The sequence below is a fragment of the Peribacillus sp. V2I11 genome, from assembly GCF_030817135.1.
Taxonomy (GTDB): domain Bacteria; phylum Bacillota; class Bacilli; order Bacillales; family DSM-1321; genus Peribacillus; species Peribacillus simplex.
Genome location: NZ_JAUSYW010000001.1, coordinates 244,279 through 261,120 on the forward strand (window position 1 = coordinate 244,279; position 16,842 = coordinate 261,120).

Sequence of the window (16,842 nt, forward strand, 5' to 3'; positions counted from 1 at the left end):
TAGTGAATTTATTCGTTTAGAAAGTTAAAAATGAGACAATAATTGATTATAAATCGTAATTATTACGATTTATACGAAAGGGAGATTAAACATGGCCACATGGAATTTAAGTAATACGAAGCATCATGTTCTCATTTGTAACGGTAGTAGCTGTAACGAGGTCGGATCAGAAGAACTGACTCAAGCAATTCGTAAAGAAATCTCAGACCGACAGGTAGACGACACCATTCATACAACTCGCACACGTTGTAATGGAAGATGCCATGATAAGTGCGTTGTTATCGCCTATCCAAAAGGAACTTGGTATAAGGGTTTAAAACCTGAGGATGTCTCCCCCTTCGTCGATTCACTCCTTGCTAATGAAGATTATACAGAAAAAGTAAGCCACTCATTCCTTGGGGATGGTTTTGAACGCGCTGAAGGAGTTGTCGCCGGGGTTACAAAAGACAAGGAAAAAGTAATCAAAGTATCAAAAATAAAATAAATGGAGAGAAAAAATATGACTTTAATCGAAACAAACAAAATCCCGGTCACCATTTTGACTGGATATTTAGGTGCAGGTAAAACTACGCTTTTAAATCGGATCCTAACAGAAAAGCACAATCAAAAGATTGCGGTTATCGTTAATGAGTATGGGGAAGTTGGAATAGACAACCAGTTAAGTAGTTGATGCTGATGAGGAGATCTTGGAGATGAACAATGGTTGCATCTGTTGTACGGTTCGTGGGGATTTAATTCGCATCCTACGAACTCTGGTTTTTTCAAGTGAACAGGGGCAGACAAAATTCAATCGTGTTTTGATTGAGACAACGGGTTTAGCTGATCCGGCACCTGTTGCCCAGACCTTTTTTATGGATGAATTACTATCCGAAAAATTCGAAGTGGACAGTATTGTCACTGTAGTAGATAGCAAGCATGTTACCAAGCATTTGGATAGTCATGATGAGGCACAAGAGCAAATTGCTTTCGCTGATGTGATTATTCTAAATAAAACGGATTTAGTAACTGATGACGACCTGAATACGTTGGAGCGCAGACTTACCAACATGAATCCTGCAGCTAAGAGAATGCATGCTCAAAATTGCAATATAAATTTAAGAGATATTTTAGGAATTAATACGTTTGATGTGAATCGTAAGCTTGAAATTGATCCTCATTTCTTAGAAGATCATCACCATCACCATCATGATGATAAGGTACCATCGATTGCCTTTCGTGAAGAAAAGCCACTCGATTTCGAAAAGATAAATGAATGGATGGGTTACCTTGTTCAAGAAAAAGGGGAAGATCTATTACGATATAAGGGCATTCTTCATATACAAGGAATCCAACAACGAATAGTATTCCAGGGACTCCATATGTTATTTTCAGGAAGACCAGATCGGAAATGGAAAGACAGTGAAACAAGACTAAGTGAACTTGTTTTTATTGGAAAGGACTTAAATAAAGATGAGTTAGAACAGCAATTTAAAAATTGCATAGCAAACTAACGGAAAGAACCCGATGTAGAGATTAACTGATAATTTTCAGTTAATCTCTACATTAACAATGAAAAGGGAACTTCCTTACCCCACTTAGCTAAATAATCTTTTAACTGATCTGTTGATAGAGCTTTGAATTAATCAATCAATGCTAAAAAGTTTTTCCCAAGTATATATTCCTTTTGGTTATCAGGAATTTGAAGTGAATCAACCCAACTTTTCTTTGTCAAATAGTCATATTCATTAAATTTTTTCATTCCATATGGTCCGTCGCAACCATAAAGAACTTTACGATATCCTAAAGATTCCACTGCCTTCTTTACAATAGATGGATTAAGATAATCACTTGAGGTATCAACAAATACATTAGGTTGATTCTTGACGTAGTTCCATAGTTTTTTCCAAAAAGGAAGACCGGCGTGAGCATAAATTAATTTAAGTTCAGGGTAATTTTCAGGTAAGTATTTATAGGAGTCCGGTTCTGAAGATAGATGAATAATCATAGGTATACCTTTTGTTTCACACATAGCTGCAACTGGATCAAGTGCCTTAATACTATATTCATGCATGAATGGATGAGCTTTCACTCCAATAAAACCAGGTTTATTAAGATATAATTCTACCTCTTCCACTGATACATGAGTCGTAGGGTTAACTGCTACCCAGCCTAGAAACCGGTCTGGAAATCGATCAATTGCAGTAGCAACAATATCATTGTCCGGCTTTGTGAAAATTTTGTATGAATTTCCATAAAGTTTCAAATAGCCATCCTTTACTAGACCATCATAAATTCCGAGCCCAATTTGAGGTACATTTAGCATTAGAAAACGGAATAAGTGTTGTAAACCTTGTTGAAAAATGCTATCCCATTCAAACATTGTTCCGTTCATGGGGGCAATTAGCGCTGTTTTGGTTACATCATTTTTATCCATACCCTCTATCATTTTTTCTAGAGTCAACATTGTTTCATCCACATGAAAATGGCAATCAATAATCATTTTAATCCTCCCCTTCGAATTAAACTATCTTAATTGTATGATCAAACCACTTAACTGTATCACCATCCATGACCCGAACTAAACTGCTTCTTTAGCACCTTAAGAAAAAGAGCTGCCCAAGCAACTCCCTAATTGAAGAAAAAACTCTTAGATTAAGTCATGAAGTTGGTTTTTATCTTAAATGGTTTTGTGTAGAAATATTCCACTAATGCCTTAATCTTACGGTTTTCGGCTCGTTCGATATGGCGGCAGTAGCTGTAAATGATACAGGAACCTACGGAATGTAGGCGAAACATGAGTCATACAGGTAGTCGTTATCGCATCATTTAATACCGAATCGACACGTCATGTAAGGAGGCGGTTCATTCCTTTCTGTACAGTCTGTAGTGCTACCGCACGAAATGTTCAATAAGAAAAAACGTCCATACTTTATTGTAGAGCCGCCCCATTTAAAAAAATTTGGATGGTAACAAACAAAATAAACTAATCGTTCAGGTCGGGTATTCTTAAAACAAGAAAATATTTATTCCATCATCTTCCTCATATTCTGTATCTCTATATTAATCTTCCGTATTTGCTTGTCAATTTCATCAATTTGAAGGTCAGTGGCTCCTTGTTTTCTTTTTTCCAACAGTTCATCTCGTAATCTTTTTAAAAAAACCACTCTACCTAACAAGCCCATCTCATACCCACCTTTGTTTATAAATTTCTTTAACCAAAGAGGACTAGTATGAATTTTTTACCATTCTGGTCCATTGCCTCACATTTATTTCCCCATTCATTTTTCCTTTATAACTAATCACTTCAATTAAAAACTCTTTTCTGAGATTTAGATTAGACAGACATATGCAGAAGGTATTTTTATAAATATAATTGGTAATGGAAAAAAAAGCAATTAGCATGTCAGGTTAAATAACATAGTTTCATTGACCATATTAATCAACTAATATATTTTGTGGTTTAACTAGTACAATGAAGCCTTTTTAGTAACCATCAAATTATATCGACCGAGGGATAATTCTTATTTTTCAAATGCACTTTATCTCTAACTGAAAATGGAAAAAGACGATTAATTACAAATACTTAAATTGGATTGATCATTACTTTTAACACCCAAAAATAGAAATTATATACCATCGTAGAAAGAACAAGATGATACCCCGAAATTTAAAAATGAATTTTAATTCCTGCATAATGCTTATAAAAAAATGAGCCGTTCGTAAAAGTGTACTTTTACGAACAGTAGCAACAATGCTATACCGCCCATCTCGGAAATATTATATGCTAAGAGAATTCCAATCTGAAAAGTCAATCTCCTCTACGTGTAAGGAATCGACTTTTTTTGCTTCTTCCTATAGGACTAAACCCGCTAATAGGATGTCAATATCTTTCACTAAAAATTTTCATCTCCCTTATGTTATTCTATTTTTGGCCATGCCAAATAACCCTGCAAAACCATTTGGAAGGATTTCCCTCCGCCTCACAAAACCGTTAATCAAGCTAAATTTAAGGAGAGCGTTTCTTTTCTTTTTAATAAAGCATAAATCCAATGAATTAGTTTATTAATACAGGCAACGATGGCTACTTTGGCCGGCTTTCCTTCTGATTTTTTCTGATCATTGAATGCTCTAAGCTTTTTGTTTCTTGAACTCCTATTCCGCATAATAAGGCAAGATACAAGGAATTGTAGAACAACCTCCAAAATAATTATCTTTCTTCCTATGTAAATATTGAATATTAAAAAGACTCATAACAGTTTCCTATGAAGTATAAGTTACCTCCCATGGAGATCTATCATGAGCTTTTAACCCCTCTTTTCACTTTAAAAATGGCATTTATTCATTATCCGATATTTCAATCCTTTTAACATCGCCTACAATGAAGATGTATGATAAAGCTCCAATTAAGGCAACTATACCTACGAAAACAATGGCCCCATTGAATGAATTAGTTGCGCTCAAAATTATTCCAATGACGATAGGCGTAACAATTGCTGATAAGTTTCCTGCAAAATTAAATATCCCGCCCGCTAAGCCAACTAGCTCTTTTGGAGCCATATCTGAAACCAGAGTCCATGTTATGGCTGACATTCCTTGTGAAAAGAATGCGAACGACATGACCGCGATAACCAAAGCAATAGACGTTGTATAGTTGGCTAGTATAATTGTACAAGCACCCAACAATCCAAGGATAATTGGGGTTTTACGTGCAACACCAACGGATACTCCACGTTTTACCATTTTATCTGACCAAAAACCACCTACAAGCACACCAATCCCTGCAGCAATGTATGGAATAGAACCAACAAAGCCGGCTTTTAGCAAAGTAATCCCTTTTTCTTGAACAAGATAGCTTGGAAACCACGTGAGAAAGAAGTAAAGAGTTGATGCAACGGCAAACTGTCCAATATAGATACCCCAGAATTGACGATGCTTAAAAAGATGCCGTGCCTTTGACCAATTAATTTTTTGACCTTGACCAGCGCTATCGGCTAGTCCACCTCCTTCACGTATATAATCCATTTCTTCCTTGTTAATATACTTACTGTCCTTCGGATCCTTGTAAAACTTGTACCAAACTAAAGCAAAAATTAATCCAATTATACCTGTCACGATAAAGATTGAATGCCAGCCGAAAGAGGACAATAGCCAAAATAGAAAAGGAGTTGCGATTGCTAACCCTACATATTCACCTGCTGTGTAAACCCCAGTAGCTAGTGCGCGTTCACGTTGTGGAAACCAAGAGGCGACAACACGACTGTTTGCAGGAAAGGCAGGTGATTCTGCAAATCCAAGGCCAAGACGCAGTCCGAATAAGGTCCCAAAGTTTTTGGCAAATCCTTGTAGAAGAGTGAACAGTGAAAACAATAAAAGAGATATGCCATATACCACCCGAGGGCCAAAACGATCGGTTAGCCATCCTCCGGGAACTTGCATGAACGCGTACGTCCAACCAAAGGCAGAAAGAATTAGCCCTAACATAGCTGGACCTAACCCCAAATCATCTTGAATAGCAGAAGCGGCTACTGCCATGTTTGTACGGTCAAGATAGTTTATTGCAGTTCCAAAAAACAAAAGGGAAAGAATCATAAATCTAGCACGAGATGGTTTTCTATGTTTAATGGATATAGATACATTCTCATTTTCTACCTTCATTGGATTGCTCATAGTTAATCCTCCTTAAGATTTTCTTTTTTAAAAACCTGAAGTCTTCCTTTCTGCTGGATGATCCTATATTCTCATTTTTGGGTCATAACGCTCTTGAACTAAATCTAATCAATTAATAGAGTAAGGATCCTTATTATAATGGATCAAATTTACTGGTGATTTTATAATTAATTTAGGGCGCTCAAATAAAACGCTTACATCCCTAGAAAGGAAACACTTTATTATTCTTTTCTACAACCTTGAGCCTAGCTAATAAGGACACCAATCATCAATTTCAAATTTAATAAATTCATCTTGGATTACAGAAGAAGCTACTGCCATGTTGAAGTTATAGCCAATAAGAAAGCTATTTATAGTTTTAATATTTAACCAAATTTAGTATAGCTTTACACATTTATCTTATTTCTCATTGGCCGATAATGCATGATAATTTAACTCAAATTATCCCTTTTCACCACAATTTTGTTAAAAATAAAATCGAAAGCTGAGAATAACAACCCAACTGTGTTGCAGTTAGCCCTAATTCTTGCTGAAGAGTGGAACCTGCCACACCAGGTTCTCTCGTTCCATATAGTTGATAGCGGTCGCACACAACCATTTTACAATTCCCCAGAGCTGTGATTAAAACACAATTATAATGAAAAGCCACCAAATACGGCAGCTTTCACTAATTACTTCAATTGTTCAATTATTTCAGCATCATAAGAGTTGTCAATTATGCAACGCCTTGTACCTGTGGAATCTTTATTAAATCCATTTGTCGAGGTTCTTTCCATAGAGAATTCGGAATCGTCCAAAATCATTTAAATAAAAGTTGAATTCCCACCATTGATCTTCATCTAAAATACCAAAAGAATCAATATGTCAGTTGTTGTTTCCATTGTTCTAATGAGGCAAGCAAGTTAGGCATTCCTTCCTGACCGAAATATTCCAGAGAAACAAAGCCTGTATAATTTCGCTTTCTCAATTCTTCGAGTAAGCGAATATTATCAACATCCCCACTAAAAATGGGTGCTGGTTTGTTTTTATAACGCTCTTTATGATTGTAGTGATAATTTTTTAAATGTACATGGCTGACATGGGGGAAAATGGATTCCAATACCTCTTTCGGATTCAATTGATCAACGTATAAGTTAGCACCATCGAAAATCAGTTTTATCCGTGGATGGTCGATATCTTCTAAAAGCTTATGAATGGCTTCGAGGTTATCAGCAAAGGAGTCATAGTGAATTTCTATTGCAACATCCACTCCATAGAGATCTGCCATTTGCCCTAATTTATTTAATTCGGTTGCCGTTTCCGACCATTGCTCTGGTGAGGCATTCCTTGATGCTATATGTCCTGCGAAAGTCCGTATTAATGGGCAGTTTAATTGATGAGCCATATCTAACAATTTTCTTGCTTGATTGATTTCGTTTTGATGTTCTTTTTGGTTCCAGAGTTTCGAAAAAGTCGTATATCCACTAATGGAAGGTATTTGTAAATCATTGGTTTCAAGTAATTTGGCTAATTTGTCCAGTGGTCCGTGCTTCTCCTGAAATCGTTCTATATGTTTATTCCATAATTCAAGTCCTTTAACATCCGCTTGCAACGGAAGCAGCCAATTTATTATTTCCTCTATGTCCCATTCTTTAAATCCTGTTGTGCATAAACTCAGTTTCAATGAAATTCCGCCTTTCTCCTTTTTATTTTTATGATTCAGTGATTTCAATACGCTGGACTTTTCCGAGAAGAAAGATATAAGCAAAAGCGCCAATTAGGGCCACTACGGATATGAAGGTTAGCGCTGCTGCATAAGAATGTGTCGCACTAATGATTAAACCGACGATCAACGGAGATAACGCCCCGCCAATGTTAGCTACAAAATATAGTGAAGAACCCGTTAGTCCTACCATCCCTTTCGGGGCAATATCAGCTAAAAGGGCACCGGTAACCGTTGATGCCATCCCCTGTCCGAAGAATGCTATTGCCATAAAGGTGATGACTATGTTTGGTGAATCCGTATAATTCCCCCCGAGTATCAAACAAGAAAGTAACAATCCGACAATAATGGGCAGTTTCCGTGCCATTCCGGTTGATAACCCGCGTATTATCATCCAATCGGAACATCGGCCGCCAATCAGAGTTCCTAGTATCGCTACTATGTATGGGATACTTGCATAAATTCCGGTTTTTAACATCGTCATTCCCTTTTCATCAATCAAATAGGAGGGAAACCAAGTCATAAAGAAAAACAAAGTAGTTTGAATGGAAAATTGCCCGATGAACATTCCCCAAATTTGACGGTGTTTAAGCAGTTGGCCAATCCGTTTCCAGGAGAAAGGATGCTTCTCTTCGGTACCGATCATCCCTCCGCCTTCTTTAATATAGTTTAGCTCCTGCTGAGAAATCCGCTTATGTTCCCTTGGGTTCCGATAGAATCCATACCAAACAAATCCAATAAGAATCCCTATAATTCCGGCAATATAAAAAAGGTAATTCCATCCAATGGTAATGATGATCCAAGTAAAAACTGGAGTCAGGAAGGCTAACCCAATATATTGGGTACCCGTATAAATCCCTACCGCAGTGGCACGTTCTTTTTTAGGAAACCACTCGGATACACACCAGGCATTAGTAGGTATGGAGGGAGATTCAAAGGCACCCAGTCCTATGCGATATGTAATCAGTGACGATATACTTTTCGCGGTTCCTACCATGAATGTAAATACAGACCAAAAAATGAGGGAAACCGTGTATACCTTTCTAGGACCAAATCTATCAAGAAAGTAGCCGCTAAATAACATGGAGAAGGTATAACTCCAGCCAAATACGGAAAATATGATTCCCATTAATGCCGGATCTATTTGTAAATCGGATTGAATATTCGGAGCCGCAAGCGAAATGATGGCACGGTCGATGTAATTTATACAAGTGACTAAAGCAATTAGAAATAAGATAAACCATCGAACAGTTTTCTGTTTTCCTTTTTTTGATCTGTCCGTTACCAGTTCCGGTGTTCGATCTTCTATTATTGCCTTTAATTCTGAGCTCAATATTTTCCCCCTAACCTAATGCCCAACATTAGTACATCGTTCTACTAATTTTATTGAAATTTCATAAAAGCTTATATGTTTCCTGCAATTACTTATCAATCTGAGTTTAATATTTTCAAGAGCAGCCCCTAGGAACATTGATAGCAGATCCCCTTGTTGCAAAGTTAAGCAACTTGGGGATTGTTTTTTGAATTGTGAATCATTTCTTCAGATAGTTACAGTCTTCTCTGATTCTACCTCTTCATTATCCTCCTTGACTACCCTGTCAAAAGATCCATATTTTTCTTGGACCAGAATATAACCGATCGCTGCTATAATACTTGGCAGGGCAAATGTAGCAAAAGCCACCTTTGGATTCATGCCTGTTGACAGAAGAAAGGCAATTAAAGTAGGAGCGATAATTGAGCCAATCCTGCCTATAGCTTGCGAATAGCCCATACCCGTCGTACGGATTTCACGGGGGTAATATTCTGTGATGTACGGATTGGCTAAGTTCATGGCACCCACAGTACAGGCACCCCCCACAAATATCAGTATATATACTCCGACAGTATTAGTCGTAGCGCTCAATGCGACAAAGGTAACGGCCCCTACTAAGAATAGTGTAACAAGAATTTTACGATGTCCCATTTTCCCAGCATAATAACCGCCTACTAAGGAACCTCCAATTTGACCAAGGCATAAAACCAGATTAAATGAAAGGCTTGAGGTGATACTGAATCCGGAATCCTGCATCATTTTTGGAAGCCATGTATTTAATCCATAAGCCATCATCAATGTACAGAACACAGCCACCCATATGGAAATCGTACTGAATGCCCGTTTGTTCGTAAATAGTTTTTTTACTGGAGATCCTTTCCCCCTCTGTACAGCTTCACTAAGCCTGAAATCATCTGTTTCTTTAAAATCCCCTTCTGGTTTGACTTTATTGAGGATTTCAACAACCTTGCTAATTTCCTTCTTCACTAAATAGTAGGAAAGGGATTCAGGAAACTGCTTCATGAATATTGGAAGTGTAAGTAATGGCAAAATTCCAATAAAGTACAATACACGCCAATCCGTATAAGGAATGATATACATTCCCACTAATGATGCCATGATTCCACCGATTGAGTAGCCACAATACATCGCAGCTACAATGATGGTCCGATTTTGTTTTGGGGAATATTCAGTCATTAGCGATATGACATTCGGCATCAAGGCTCCCATGCCAATTGCCGCCATGAAACGCATGACGGTGAACCATGTGAGGTTAGGTGCAATCCCTGCCCCCAAGGTAAATACGCTGAACAAAATCATACAAATAACGAGAACATTTTTCCGCCCATATTTATCTGCAATCGGTGCTAAAATCAGGGCACCCATCATCATGCCGAATAAGGAATAACTGCCTACTGCCCCTGCCTGAATGGAAGTTAAATCCCACTCTTCCATCATCCAAGGCAAACCCACACCATACATCGCAATATCATACCCGTCGAAAGCGATGGCATAAAAACACCAAAGAAAAACAAGTAAATGAAAGCGGTTAAATTTACTGGCAGCAATGATATCCGAAGCAACTACACTACGCATTTTCCGCCTCCCATCATTTTAAAAAAATATCCGTTTCGAATGTATTTTCCGAGTTCCAAAATAGGAACTCGGAAAAATCAGAAAAATCAGATAACGAAGAGTGGAATTATTTCATTAGCAAACTACTTTCATTTTCAGTACGCACTTAGGCACTTTCGTTGGATTCATAGGTATATTTACTAACTATTTTTTCGAGAATATTTGCCTGCGTATTCTTAGGGATGATTAGTTTTTCACGACAGCTTTATTGAAAACAGGTTTATCTTGTAATCTAAGTTCAAAATCTAAATGAGCCGTATAATAATCATTTTTCAATCCTTTTTCTGCACCGGAATGTTTATCTAACTTCGTAATTAAGCTTCCGCGAACACCTTGTGCAACATCATTTTCTAAATATTCATCGCCTTCAAAATATATTTGTGTTACTAATCTATCGCCATTTTCTGGTTGAAACAACAGATGCAAATGTGCTGGACGAAATGAATGATGATCAATCCACTTTAAGAACTGACCAGAAGGCCCATCTGTTGGAATTGAATAATTACCCGGTACAACTGTTTTAATTTCAAAATTACCATTCGCATCCGTATAAAAAACACCACGTAAATTATCATCTGGAATACCTTCAGCGAAGTATGAGTATTCACCATTTGTATCAGCCTGCCACATATCGATTTTGGTATTAGCCAACGGATTTCCATTAACATCTTTCACTGATCCTGAAAAGTAAAGGGCGTCACCTGGTTCATTTTCACGTTGTGGCAGCACTCCGGGATTTTGAACGACTGGCGTATTTTCAATGTAATATGGTCCTAGAATAGTAGGTTCAGTTCCTTTTACACTTTTATACATTTCTTGAAGTGCATGAGTTTCAAAGAAAACATCCATAAACAACGGAATTTCCCCTGCCCTGCCTAATTGATCCATCCAATCAACAAGAGCTTGATAGTCATTATGATCAATTTCATATTCACTAACTAATTCCTTGAATTTAACTACCAATCCATTATAAACGTCGATTACTTTTTGATTCTTCATAATACTTCCTCCAATTTTTACAGTTTTTATATCTGTATATTTTCAATAATGGTACTGATTCCCAATCCACCTGCGATACATAGTGTGATTAGCCCATATCTTTTTCCGGTTCTTTCTAACTCATGTATCAATTTGGTTGCTAAAATGGCACCAGTGGCACCAATTGGATGTCCCATGGCAATGGCACCGCCGTTAGGATTCACCTTAGTCATATCAAGCTTCAATTCTTTGATTACTGCCAAAGCTTGTGCAGAAAAGGCTTCGTTCAGTTCAATTAAATCAATATCATTCAGTTTCAACCCTGACATTTGAAGCGCTTTCAAGGTAGAGTTGACAGGCCCGAGCCCCATGAAATTCGGTGATACGCCAGCTGCCGCTTGAGCAATCACTCTTGCTTTCGGCTTTTTACCACGCCTTTTTGCTGCTTCTTCCGACATAAGTATCAGAGCGGATGCACCATCATTCCTTCCACTACTATTTCCAGCGGTTACCGTTCCATTTTTCTTGAAAACCGGTTTTAAACTAGCCAACTTTGCCAGACTGGTTTCTCTTGGGTGCTCATCCACATTAAATTCGATTTCACCCTTTTTCGTTTTAATTTGATAGGGAACGATTTCTTTCGTAAATATTTCAGTAGAAATTGCCCGTCTTGCATTTTCTTGGCTCCTTAAAGCAAATTCATCTTGTTCAGTCCTTGAAATGGAATATTTTTCAGCCAGATTTTCTGCTGTCATTCCCATCGTTAACATACCGTAATCTTCAATGGGCTGTGAACCTGGCTGGCTTTCCGTATTCGGGTCCAATAACTGTCCATTGCCTGATTTCAACCCAAAACGGATATTTCTCATATAGTATGGAGCCGTGCTCATTGATTCCGCTCCACCTGCAATGATTACATCTCCGAATCCGCACTGTATTTGTTGACTTGCAGAGTTGATCGCCTGGATGCCGGATCCACATTGTCGGTGAACGGTATAACCTGGTACTTCCACAGGAAAACCTGCCCGGAGCGATGCAACTCTTGCCAAATTTGACGCGTCTGAACTTTGTTTGGCTTGTCCCATAATCACTTCATCAATACTCTCTTTAGGAATATCCGCTCTCTTGACCACTTCATCAAGGACAGCAGCTGCCAGGAAATCGGCAGGAACATTTTCCAATGCTCCCCCTAATTTCCCGATAGCGGTGCGAACAGAGTCTATAATAACTACATTGCTCAATTTTCTACCCCCTGCTATTTTTATTTCTTTCTTCTAAACTATCCTTATATCTTTGGTGAGCTATTTTCAAGGCAACAATCACCGACTGCTGCGATGGAGCTAAAAAGTCCGTTTTAATATTCTCTATTAAGGAATCAATATCTTTACTAAAATCGAAACCAACTATCATTCGCTTAAAAAAATCCTGGGCCAAAGTTGTTAAAAACGTAAATTCTGCATTAATGATAATGTGACTTTCCTTATGGATTTCAAGTACCATCCCAGCGTATTTATAATTTTCATACATGCTCGTATTTTGCGGTGCCTTCGCATAGGCCGTGATTAATAATGTTGGCTGTCCCATATAAAACTACATCCTCTCAAGATTACTTGCATAAACTAGTGTGGGTGTTCCATAATCCCCTTTCCAGTTTATATTAATTAAAGACCTCTTGAAAAATGTTTTACTTTTTCCATATCTATCTCCATGCCAAATCCTGGCCCATCCGGGATGATTATTTCATAATTCTCATATTTAATTTGGTTTAGCGTGATATTTTCTTTAAAAAGCAACGGTCCAAATAATTCAGTACCGAATTCGAATTTTGGAATGGTTGAATAAAGTTGTGCACAAATGGCCGTTCCTAATGATGATTCAATCATCGTTCCGCCATACAAACCAAAACCTACACCTTCAGCAATTGCAGCCACCTTTTTCGTTTGGGTCATTCCACCATGTTTACATATTTTCAAGGCGAATGAATTACCTGCTCTATGTTTAGCTATTTGGAATGAATCTTGTAAAGTATTCAATGATTCATCGGCCATGATCGGGACCTTAAAACGATCGGTCAATCTTGACATTCCTTCATTATCCCAAGCTGGCAGCGGCTGTTCGACCATGGAAACCCCACCTTCCTGTAAAGCTTCAATGCAATACGTAGCCGTTGTTTCATCCCATGCTTGATTAACATCAACCGTAATGCGTGCTTGATCTCCTACGGCTTCAATAATTTTCAATACATGCTCCACATTCTTATATGGATTACCTTTGCCAATTTTCATTTTAAAGATATTATGACGTTTTTGGTGTAAGGATTCTTTCGCTTCTTCGATATCTTTATTCGTATCACCACTTGCCAAAGTCCATGCCACCGGCAATGATTTATGAATTTGCCCTCCGAATAATTCATAAGCAGGGATATTTCTCCTTCTAGCAACTAAATCCACCATGGCTGATTCAACGACAGCCTTCGCAAAATTATTTCCTCTAACATTTAGTGAAACTTCATACATGATTTTGTCATAATGGACGGGGTTCTTACCAATGATAAGTGGGGCAATATATGTATCAATATTCACTTTTATTGCCTCAGGCGTCCCCTCACCATATGAAGCCCCGCCTATTGTCGCCACCTCTGCCCAACCTTCCGCACCCTCTTCATCCATGACACGGGCCAGAATGATCGTTTGTTCCACGATCGTATGCATGGCAAGCTGATGAGGACGAATTATGGGTAAATCAATAATGTATACATCAACTGAACGTATTTTCATTTAATCCACCTTTTTAACATTTAATAGATAAAATTCGCTTCTGTTTTTGCTCTTACTTCTTCGATCGTTACACCGGGCATTAATTCTATCAGTTTCAACTGTTTGTCAATAACTTCAAAGACAGCCAACTCGGTGATGATCAAGTCAACGCTTCTAGTGGAAGTAATGGGGTAGGTGCATTCATTTAAAACTTTACTTTTACCTTCCTTACTTGTATGTGTCATTGTCACGATCACTTTTTTTGCGCCAACCAACAGGTCCATCGCTCCTCCAACACCCATGATATTCTTGCCAGGTACCGCCCAATTTGCAATTTCCCCGGTTTGACCTACCTGCAAAACACCTAAGATAGCAACATCAATGTGTCCTCCACGGATCATTGCAAACGATTCTGCACTATTAAAAAATGATGCACCAATCGATTCCCCTACTGGTAACTTGCCTGCATTAACTAAATTGGGATCGATTTTATCTTCATCCACTTCTGAAACCCCTAATAATCCATTTTCCGTATGGAAAAAAACATTTTCATCATCAATGTATTTTGCAACCAAGGTCGGAATCCCGATTCCAAGGTTCACTATACAAGGACCCGTCAATTCTTTTGCCGCGCGTCTTGCTATCATATTTTGCATTAATTCTTTTTCACCCATAATCTTTTACACCTTCCTTCGTCAGGATTTTCTTTGCCTTAATAATTCCATCGACGAATAGATGCGGTGTTACAATTTCCTCTGGCGAGAGTTCTCCAGGTTCAACTATCTCATCCACTTCTGCAATTACGACATCTGCGGCTGTTGCCATAACCGGATTAAAGTTTCGAGCCGTTTTATAATAAACAAGATTACCAAGCGTATCAGCCTTCCATGCCCTGATCAAAGCTACATTTGCTCTTATGGCAGGTTCAAAAATATATGTAGCCCCATTTATTTCCCTTTTTTCTTTTCCTTTTGCTAAATCGGTCCCTACACCCGTTTTCGTATAGTAACCGCCTATGCCAGCACCGCTAGCACGAATGCATTCCGCTAATGTCCCCTGTGGTAATAGTTCTAATTCAATTTCACCACGTTGGTAAAACTCCCCAATTTCACGATTGCTTGTAAAATAAGAACCGATCGCTTTTTTTATTTTCTTCTGGCTCAGTAGAACTCCCAGACCTTTCCCTTTCTCGCCTAAATTGTTACTGATTACTGTCAAGCCTGCTACATCCTTTTTGGCCAAACCATCAATTAATGTAAGAGGGGCACCGATCAAGCCAAATCCACCTACCATTAATGTATGACCGTTCTTCACACAAGATAAAGCTGCTTCTATATCCTGATGTACTTTCGTCATGTTTTCCCCACCAATCTCACGTTACTTATTTTCAATTAATGAATCACTTGCCTCAAACCAAGCAGGAATTCCAGCAGTCAATAAGCAAATTAGTCCCACCTCCGCTAATTGTTCTTCCGAAGCGCCATTTAACCTTGCCGCCTCCATCCATTCCCCAACCTGTTTCCCTTTTAATTCCGTAATGAATATTCCTGTCATCAGGATATGTTTTAGCCTTTTTGAAACGACTGAATCACTTAATATATAATCTTTGAGGGAGTTTTGGTCTTCCGATTTAACCAGTTTCAAAACATTCGAGACGAATCCCGTCTCCTCATCACCTAATAACTCAATCATATAAAGCAGGATTTCTTCAACTGTTTCTTTACGGCCACTTACTTCTGGATATCGAATGCCTTTAAGTGTAAGGGCATATTCCAAAGACTTGATCCCTGTTTTTAATGCCTTAGTTCCGTTATATAAGTATGAAACTATTAGGTGTTCCACCAGTTCCGGTAATGTTGCTCCACCATCCATTGCCCCTTTTGTATGGTAAACCATACTCCGTTCATACAACCTCGCAGCATTCATGCCTACCAGTAATATATCTTTCTCCTTCTTCGTCAAGGCTCCCTCTTGCATGATGTTACTGCGCAAGTTGGTATAGTGATCAAGAGCATCAGGGCTATAATCGTGCATTTTTTGCACCCAGCCTGGTACCACATCATAAACTTCTTTGAAATACAATAATCCTTCGCTCATTCGTCTGCACCTCTTTAAATTAATTGCGAGTCAAGTATCGATAGTGCTCTTATAGGTGAGGCTGTTGCATTTTTTAGTTTTAAAGGAATCCCGAAAAAAAAGAAAACGAGAATGCTTAGGCAATTTTTCCAGATTCACTAGATTTTCAACGATATAAATATCATTGTTCAGTAATTTTTGATGAAATCTGCTTTCTGAATCTTGGTTCAAATCGGCATTTGGCAAATCCAACCCGACAATATGTATTTGCTTTTCAATTAACCATTGGGCCACACTATCATCTAATGCCTGCGCTTCAAAAAAGCCTTCTTCCCCCCATGATTTCCCCCATGTCCTGATGAGGACGATATCGTCTTTTTCAACATATACTCCCTGCCTAAGTTCCGCCTCTTCAAGTAAATCTTTCGTAACAGGTTCATGTGTCGCTTTTAACATGCTTACATCCAGTATGAGGGCATCCCCAAACATATTCTTCAGATTGATGGTATCAACCGACTCCCCGTTTTCTGAGTAATGTGAAGCCACATCCACATGTGTCCCACTATGGTCATAAAAAGAAATCAACTTGGAACGATAGCCTTTAGGAAGTGAATCATATTTTCCCTTATGTTCAAGAGGTTCATCTTTAATCCCTATTGCAGGTAAATCATTATTCGTAACTAGACCATCGTAAAGTTCCAATGTTAAATCAATGATTTTCAACGATAAAACCCCCA

Annotated in this window: 16 protein-coding genes and 2 pseudogenes; 2 read left to right on the plus strand and 16 right to left on the minus strand. The window is 38.2% G+C overall.

The features are described from left to right. The first annotated feature begins 91 nt into the window (after positions 1-91). Both QFZ73_RS01115 and QFZ73_RS01120 read left to right on the plus strand, forming a co-directional pair. A complete protein-coding gene (locus QFZ73_RS01115) occupies positions 92-484 on the plus strand; it encodes a (2Fe-2S) ferredoxin domain-containing protein (protein WP_251433965.1) in 393 nt (130 codons plus the stop codon). Between the two features lie 15 nt (positions 485-499). After that, positions 500-1,490, plus strand: a pseudogene (locus QFZ73_RS01120) (CobW family GTP-binding protein). A gap of 128 nt (positions 1,491-1,618) precedes the next feature. Here QFZ73_RS01120 and QFZ73_RS01125 read toward each other — a convergent pair. The 16 genes and pseudogenes from QFZ73_RS01125 to QFZ73_RS01200 form a co-directional block, all read right to left on the minus strand. Next, on the minus strand, positions 1,619-2,479 hold the full coding sequence (locus tag QFZ73_RS01125) for an amidohydrolase family protein (RefSeq protein WP_307262029.1): 861 nt from the start codon (positions 2,477-2,479) through the stop codon (positions 1,619-1,621). 523 nt (positions 2,480-3,002) lie between these two features. Then, positions 3,003-3,161 (minus strand): hypothetical protein, encoded by a 159-nt coding sequence (locus QFZ73_RS01130; RefSeq protein ID WP_156324934.1) that lies wholly within the window; start codon positions 3,159-3,161, stop codon positions 3,003-3,005. A gap of 813 nt (positions 3,162-3,974) precedes the next feature. Beyond that, positions 3,975-4,124: pseudogene (locus QFZ73_RS01135) on the minus strand (IS110 family transposase); the annotation flags it as partial. 190 nt (positions 4,125-4,314) lie between these two features. Continuing rightward, positions 4,315-5,634 carry an MFS transporter gene (locus QFZ73_RS01140; protein WP_307272517.1) on the minus strand — a complete coding sequence of 440 codons (1,320 nt, stop codon included), beginning with the start codon at positions 5,632-5,634 and terminating at the stop codon, positions 4,315-4,317. 463 nt (positions 5,635-6,097) lie between these two features. Beyond that, a complete protein-coding gene (locus QFZ73_RS01145; protein WP_307262032.1) occupies positions 6,098-6,244 on the minus strand; it encodes a hypothetical protein in 147 nt (48 codons plus the stop codon). A gap of 258 nt (positions 6,245-6,502) precedes the next feature. After that, positions 6,503-7,309, minus strand: a complete 807-nt coding sequence (locus QFZ73_RS01150) for a sugar phosphate isomerase/epimerase family protein (RefSeq protein WP_181762239.1) — start codon at positions 7,307-7,309, stop codon at positions 6,503-6,505. A 28-nt stretch (positions 7,310-7,337) separates the two neighbouring features. Next, positions 7,338-8,681 carry an MFS transporter gene (locus QFZ73_RS01155; RefSeq protein WP_307262035.1) on the minus strand — a complete coding sequence of 448 codons (1,344 nt, stop codon included), beginning with the start codon at positions 8,679-8,681 and terminating at the stop codon, positions 7,338-7,340. Between the two features lie 207 nt (positions 8,682-8,888). Continuing rightward, positions 8,889-10,256 (minus strand): MFS transporter, encoded by a 1,368-nt coding sequence (locus QFZ73_RS01160; protein ID WP_307262037.1) that lies wholly within the window; start codon positions 10,254-10,256, stop codon positions 8,889-8,891. Positions 10,257-10,481: 225 nt separating this feature from the next. Then, positions 10,482-11,294 (minus strand): dioxygenase family protein, encoded by an 813-nt coding sequence (locus QFZ73_RS01165; RefSeq protein ID WP_307262039.1) that lies wholly within the window; start codon positions 11,292-11,294, stop codon positions 10,482-10,484. 26 nt (positions 11,295-11,320) lie between these two features. Then, positions 11,321-12,514 carry a thiolase family protein gene (locus tag QFZ73_RS01170; RefSeq protein WP_307262041.1) on the minus strand — a complete coding sequence of 398 codons (1,194 nt, stop codon included), beginning with the start codon at positions 12,512-12,514 and terminating at the stop codon, positions 11,321-11,323. Positions 12,515-12,518: 4 nt separating this feature from the next. After that, entirely contained in the window at positions 12,519-12,857 is a 339-nt protein-coding gene (locus tag QFZ73_RS01175) for a DUF3870 domain-containing protein (protein ID WP_063236054.1), read from the minus strand. A gap of 77 nt (positions 12,858-12,934) precedes the next feature. Then, positions 12,935-14,050, minus strand: a complete 1,116-nt coding sequence (locus QFZ73_RS01180; protein WP_307262043.1) for a muconate cycloisomerase family protein — start codon at positions 14,048-14,050, stop codon at positions 12,935-12,937. A 20-nt stretch (positions 14,051-14,070) separates the two neighbouring features. Further along, the gene (locus QFZ73_RS01185) at positions 14,071-14,703 is read right to left on the minus strand and encodes a 3-oxoacid CoA-transferase subunit B (RefSeq protein ID WP_307262045.1); all 633 of its coding nucleotides are present in this window, start codon (positions 14,701-14,703) and stop codon (positions 14,071-14,073) included. Next, complete coding sequence (locus QFZ73_RS01190; protein WP_307262048.1) at positions 14,696-15,385, minus strand: CoA transferase subunit A; 690 nt, start codon at positions 15,383-15,385, stop codon at positions 14,696-14,698. Before QFZ73_RS01190 ends, QFZ73_RS01185 begins: the two co-directional genes overlap by 8 nt. A 21-nt stretch (positions 15,386-15,406) precedes the next feature. Next, positions 15,407-16,126, minus strand: coding sequence for a carboxymuconolactone decarboxylase family protein (locus QFZ73_RS01195; protein ID WP_307262050.1), 720 nt, complete (start codon positions 16,124-16,126; stop codon positions 15,407-15,409). A 30-nt stretch (positions 16,127-16,156) separates the two neighbouring features. Then, a complete protein-coding gene (locus QFZ73_RS01200) occupies positions 16,157-16,828 on the minus strand; it encodes a cyclase family protein (protein WP_307262052.1) in 672 nt (223 codons plus the stop codon). Positions 16,829-16,842: the final 14 nt, after the last annotated feature.

Excerpts from the sequence above, each read along its gene's own strand:
- QFZ73_RS01115 (WP_251433965.1), top strand. The coding sequence starts at position 92 with ATGGCCACATGGAATTTAAGTAATACGAAGCATCATGTTCTCATTTGT.
- QFZ73_RS01125 (WP_307262029.1), bottom strand. The coding sequence starts at position 2,479 with ATGATTATTGATTGCCATTTTCATGTGGATGAAACAATGTTGACTCTA.
- QFZ73_RS01130 (WP_156324934.1), bottom strand. The coding sequence starts at position 3,161 with ATGGGCTTGTTAGGTAGAGTGGTTTTTTTAAAAAGATTACGAGATGAA.
- QFZ73_RS01140 (WP_307272517.1), bottom strand. The coding sequence starts at position 5,634 with ATGAAGGTAGAAAATGAGAATGTATCTATATCCATTAAACATAGAAAA.
- QFZ73_RS01145 (WP_307262032.1), bottom strand. The coding sequence starts at position 6,244 with ATGGTTGTGTGCGACCGCTATCAACTATATGGAACGAGAGAACCTGGT.
- QFZ73_RS01160 (WP_307262037.1), bottom strand. The coding sequence starts at position 10,256 with ATGCGTAGTGTAGTTGCTTCGGATATCATTGCTGCCAGTAAATTTAAC.
- QFZ73_RS01165 (WP_307262039.1), bottom strand. The coding sequence starts at position 11,294 with ATGAAGAATCAAAAAGTAATCGACGTTTATAATGGATTGGTAGTTAAA.
- QFZ73_RS01175 (WP_063236054.1), bottom strand. The coding sequence starts at position 12,857 with ATGGGACAGCCAACATTATTAATCACGGCCTATGCGAAGGCACCGCAA.
- QFZ73_RS01180 (WP_307262043.1), bottom strand. The coding sequence starts at position 14,050 with ATGAAAATACGTTCAGTTGATGTATACATTATTGATTTACCCATAATT.
- QFZ73_RS01185 (WP_307262045.1), bottom strand. The coding sequence starts at position 14,703 with ATGGGTGAAAAAGAATTAATGCAAAATATGATAGCAAGACGCGCGGCA.
- QFZ73_RS01190 (WP_307262048.1), bottom strand. The coding sequence starts at position 15,385 with ATGACGAAAGTACATCAGGATATAGAAGCAGCTTTATCTTGTGTGAAG.
- QFZ73_RS01195 (WP_307262050.1), bottom strand. The coding sequence starts at position 16,126 with ATGAGCGAAGGATTATTGTATTTCAAAGAAGTTTATGATGTGGTACCA.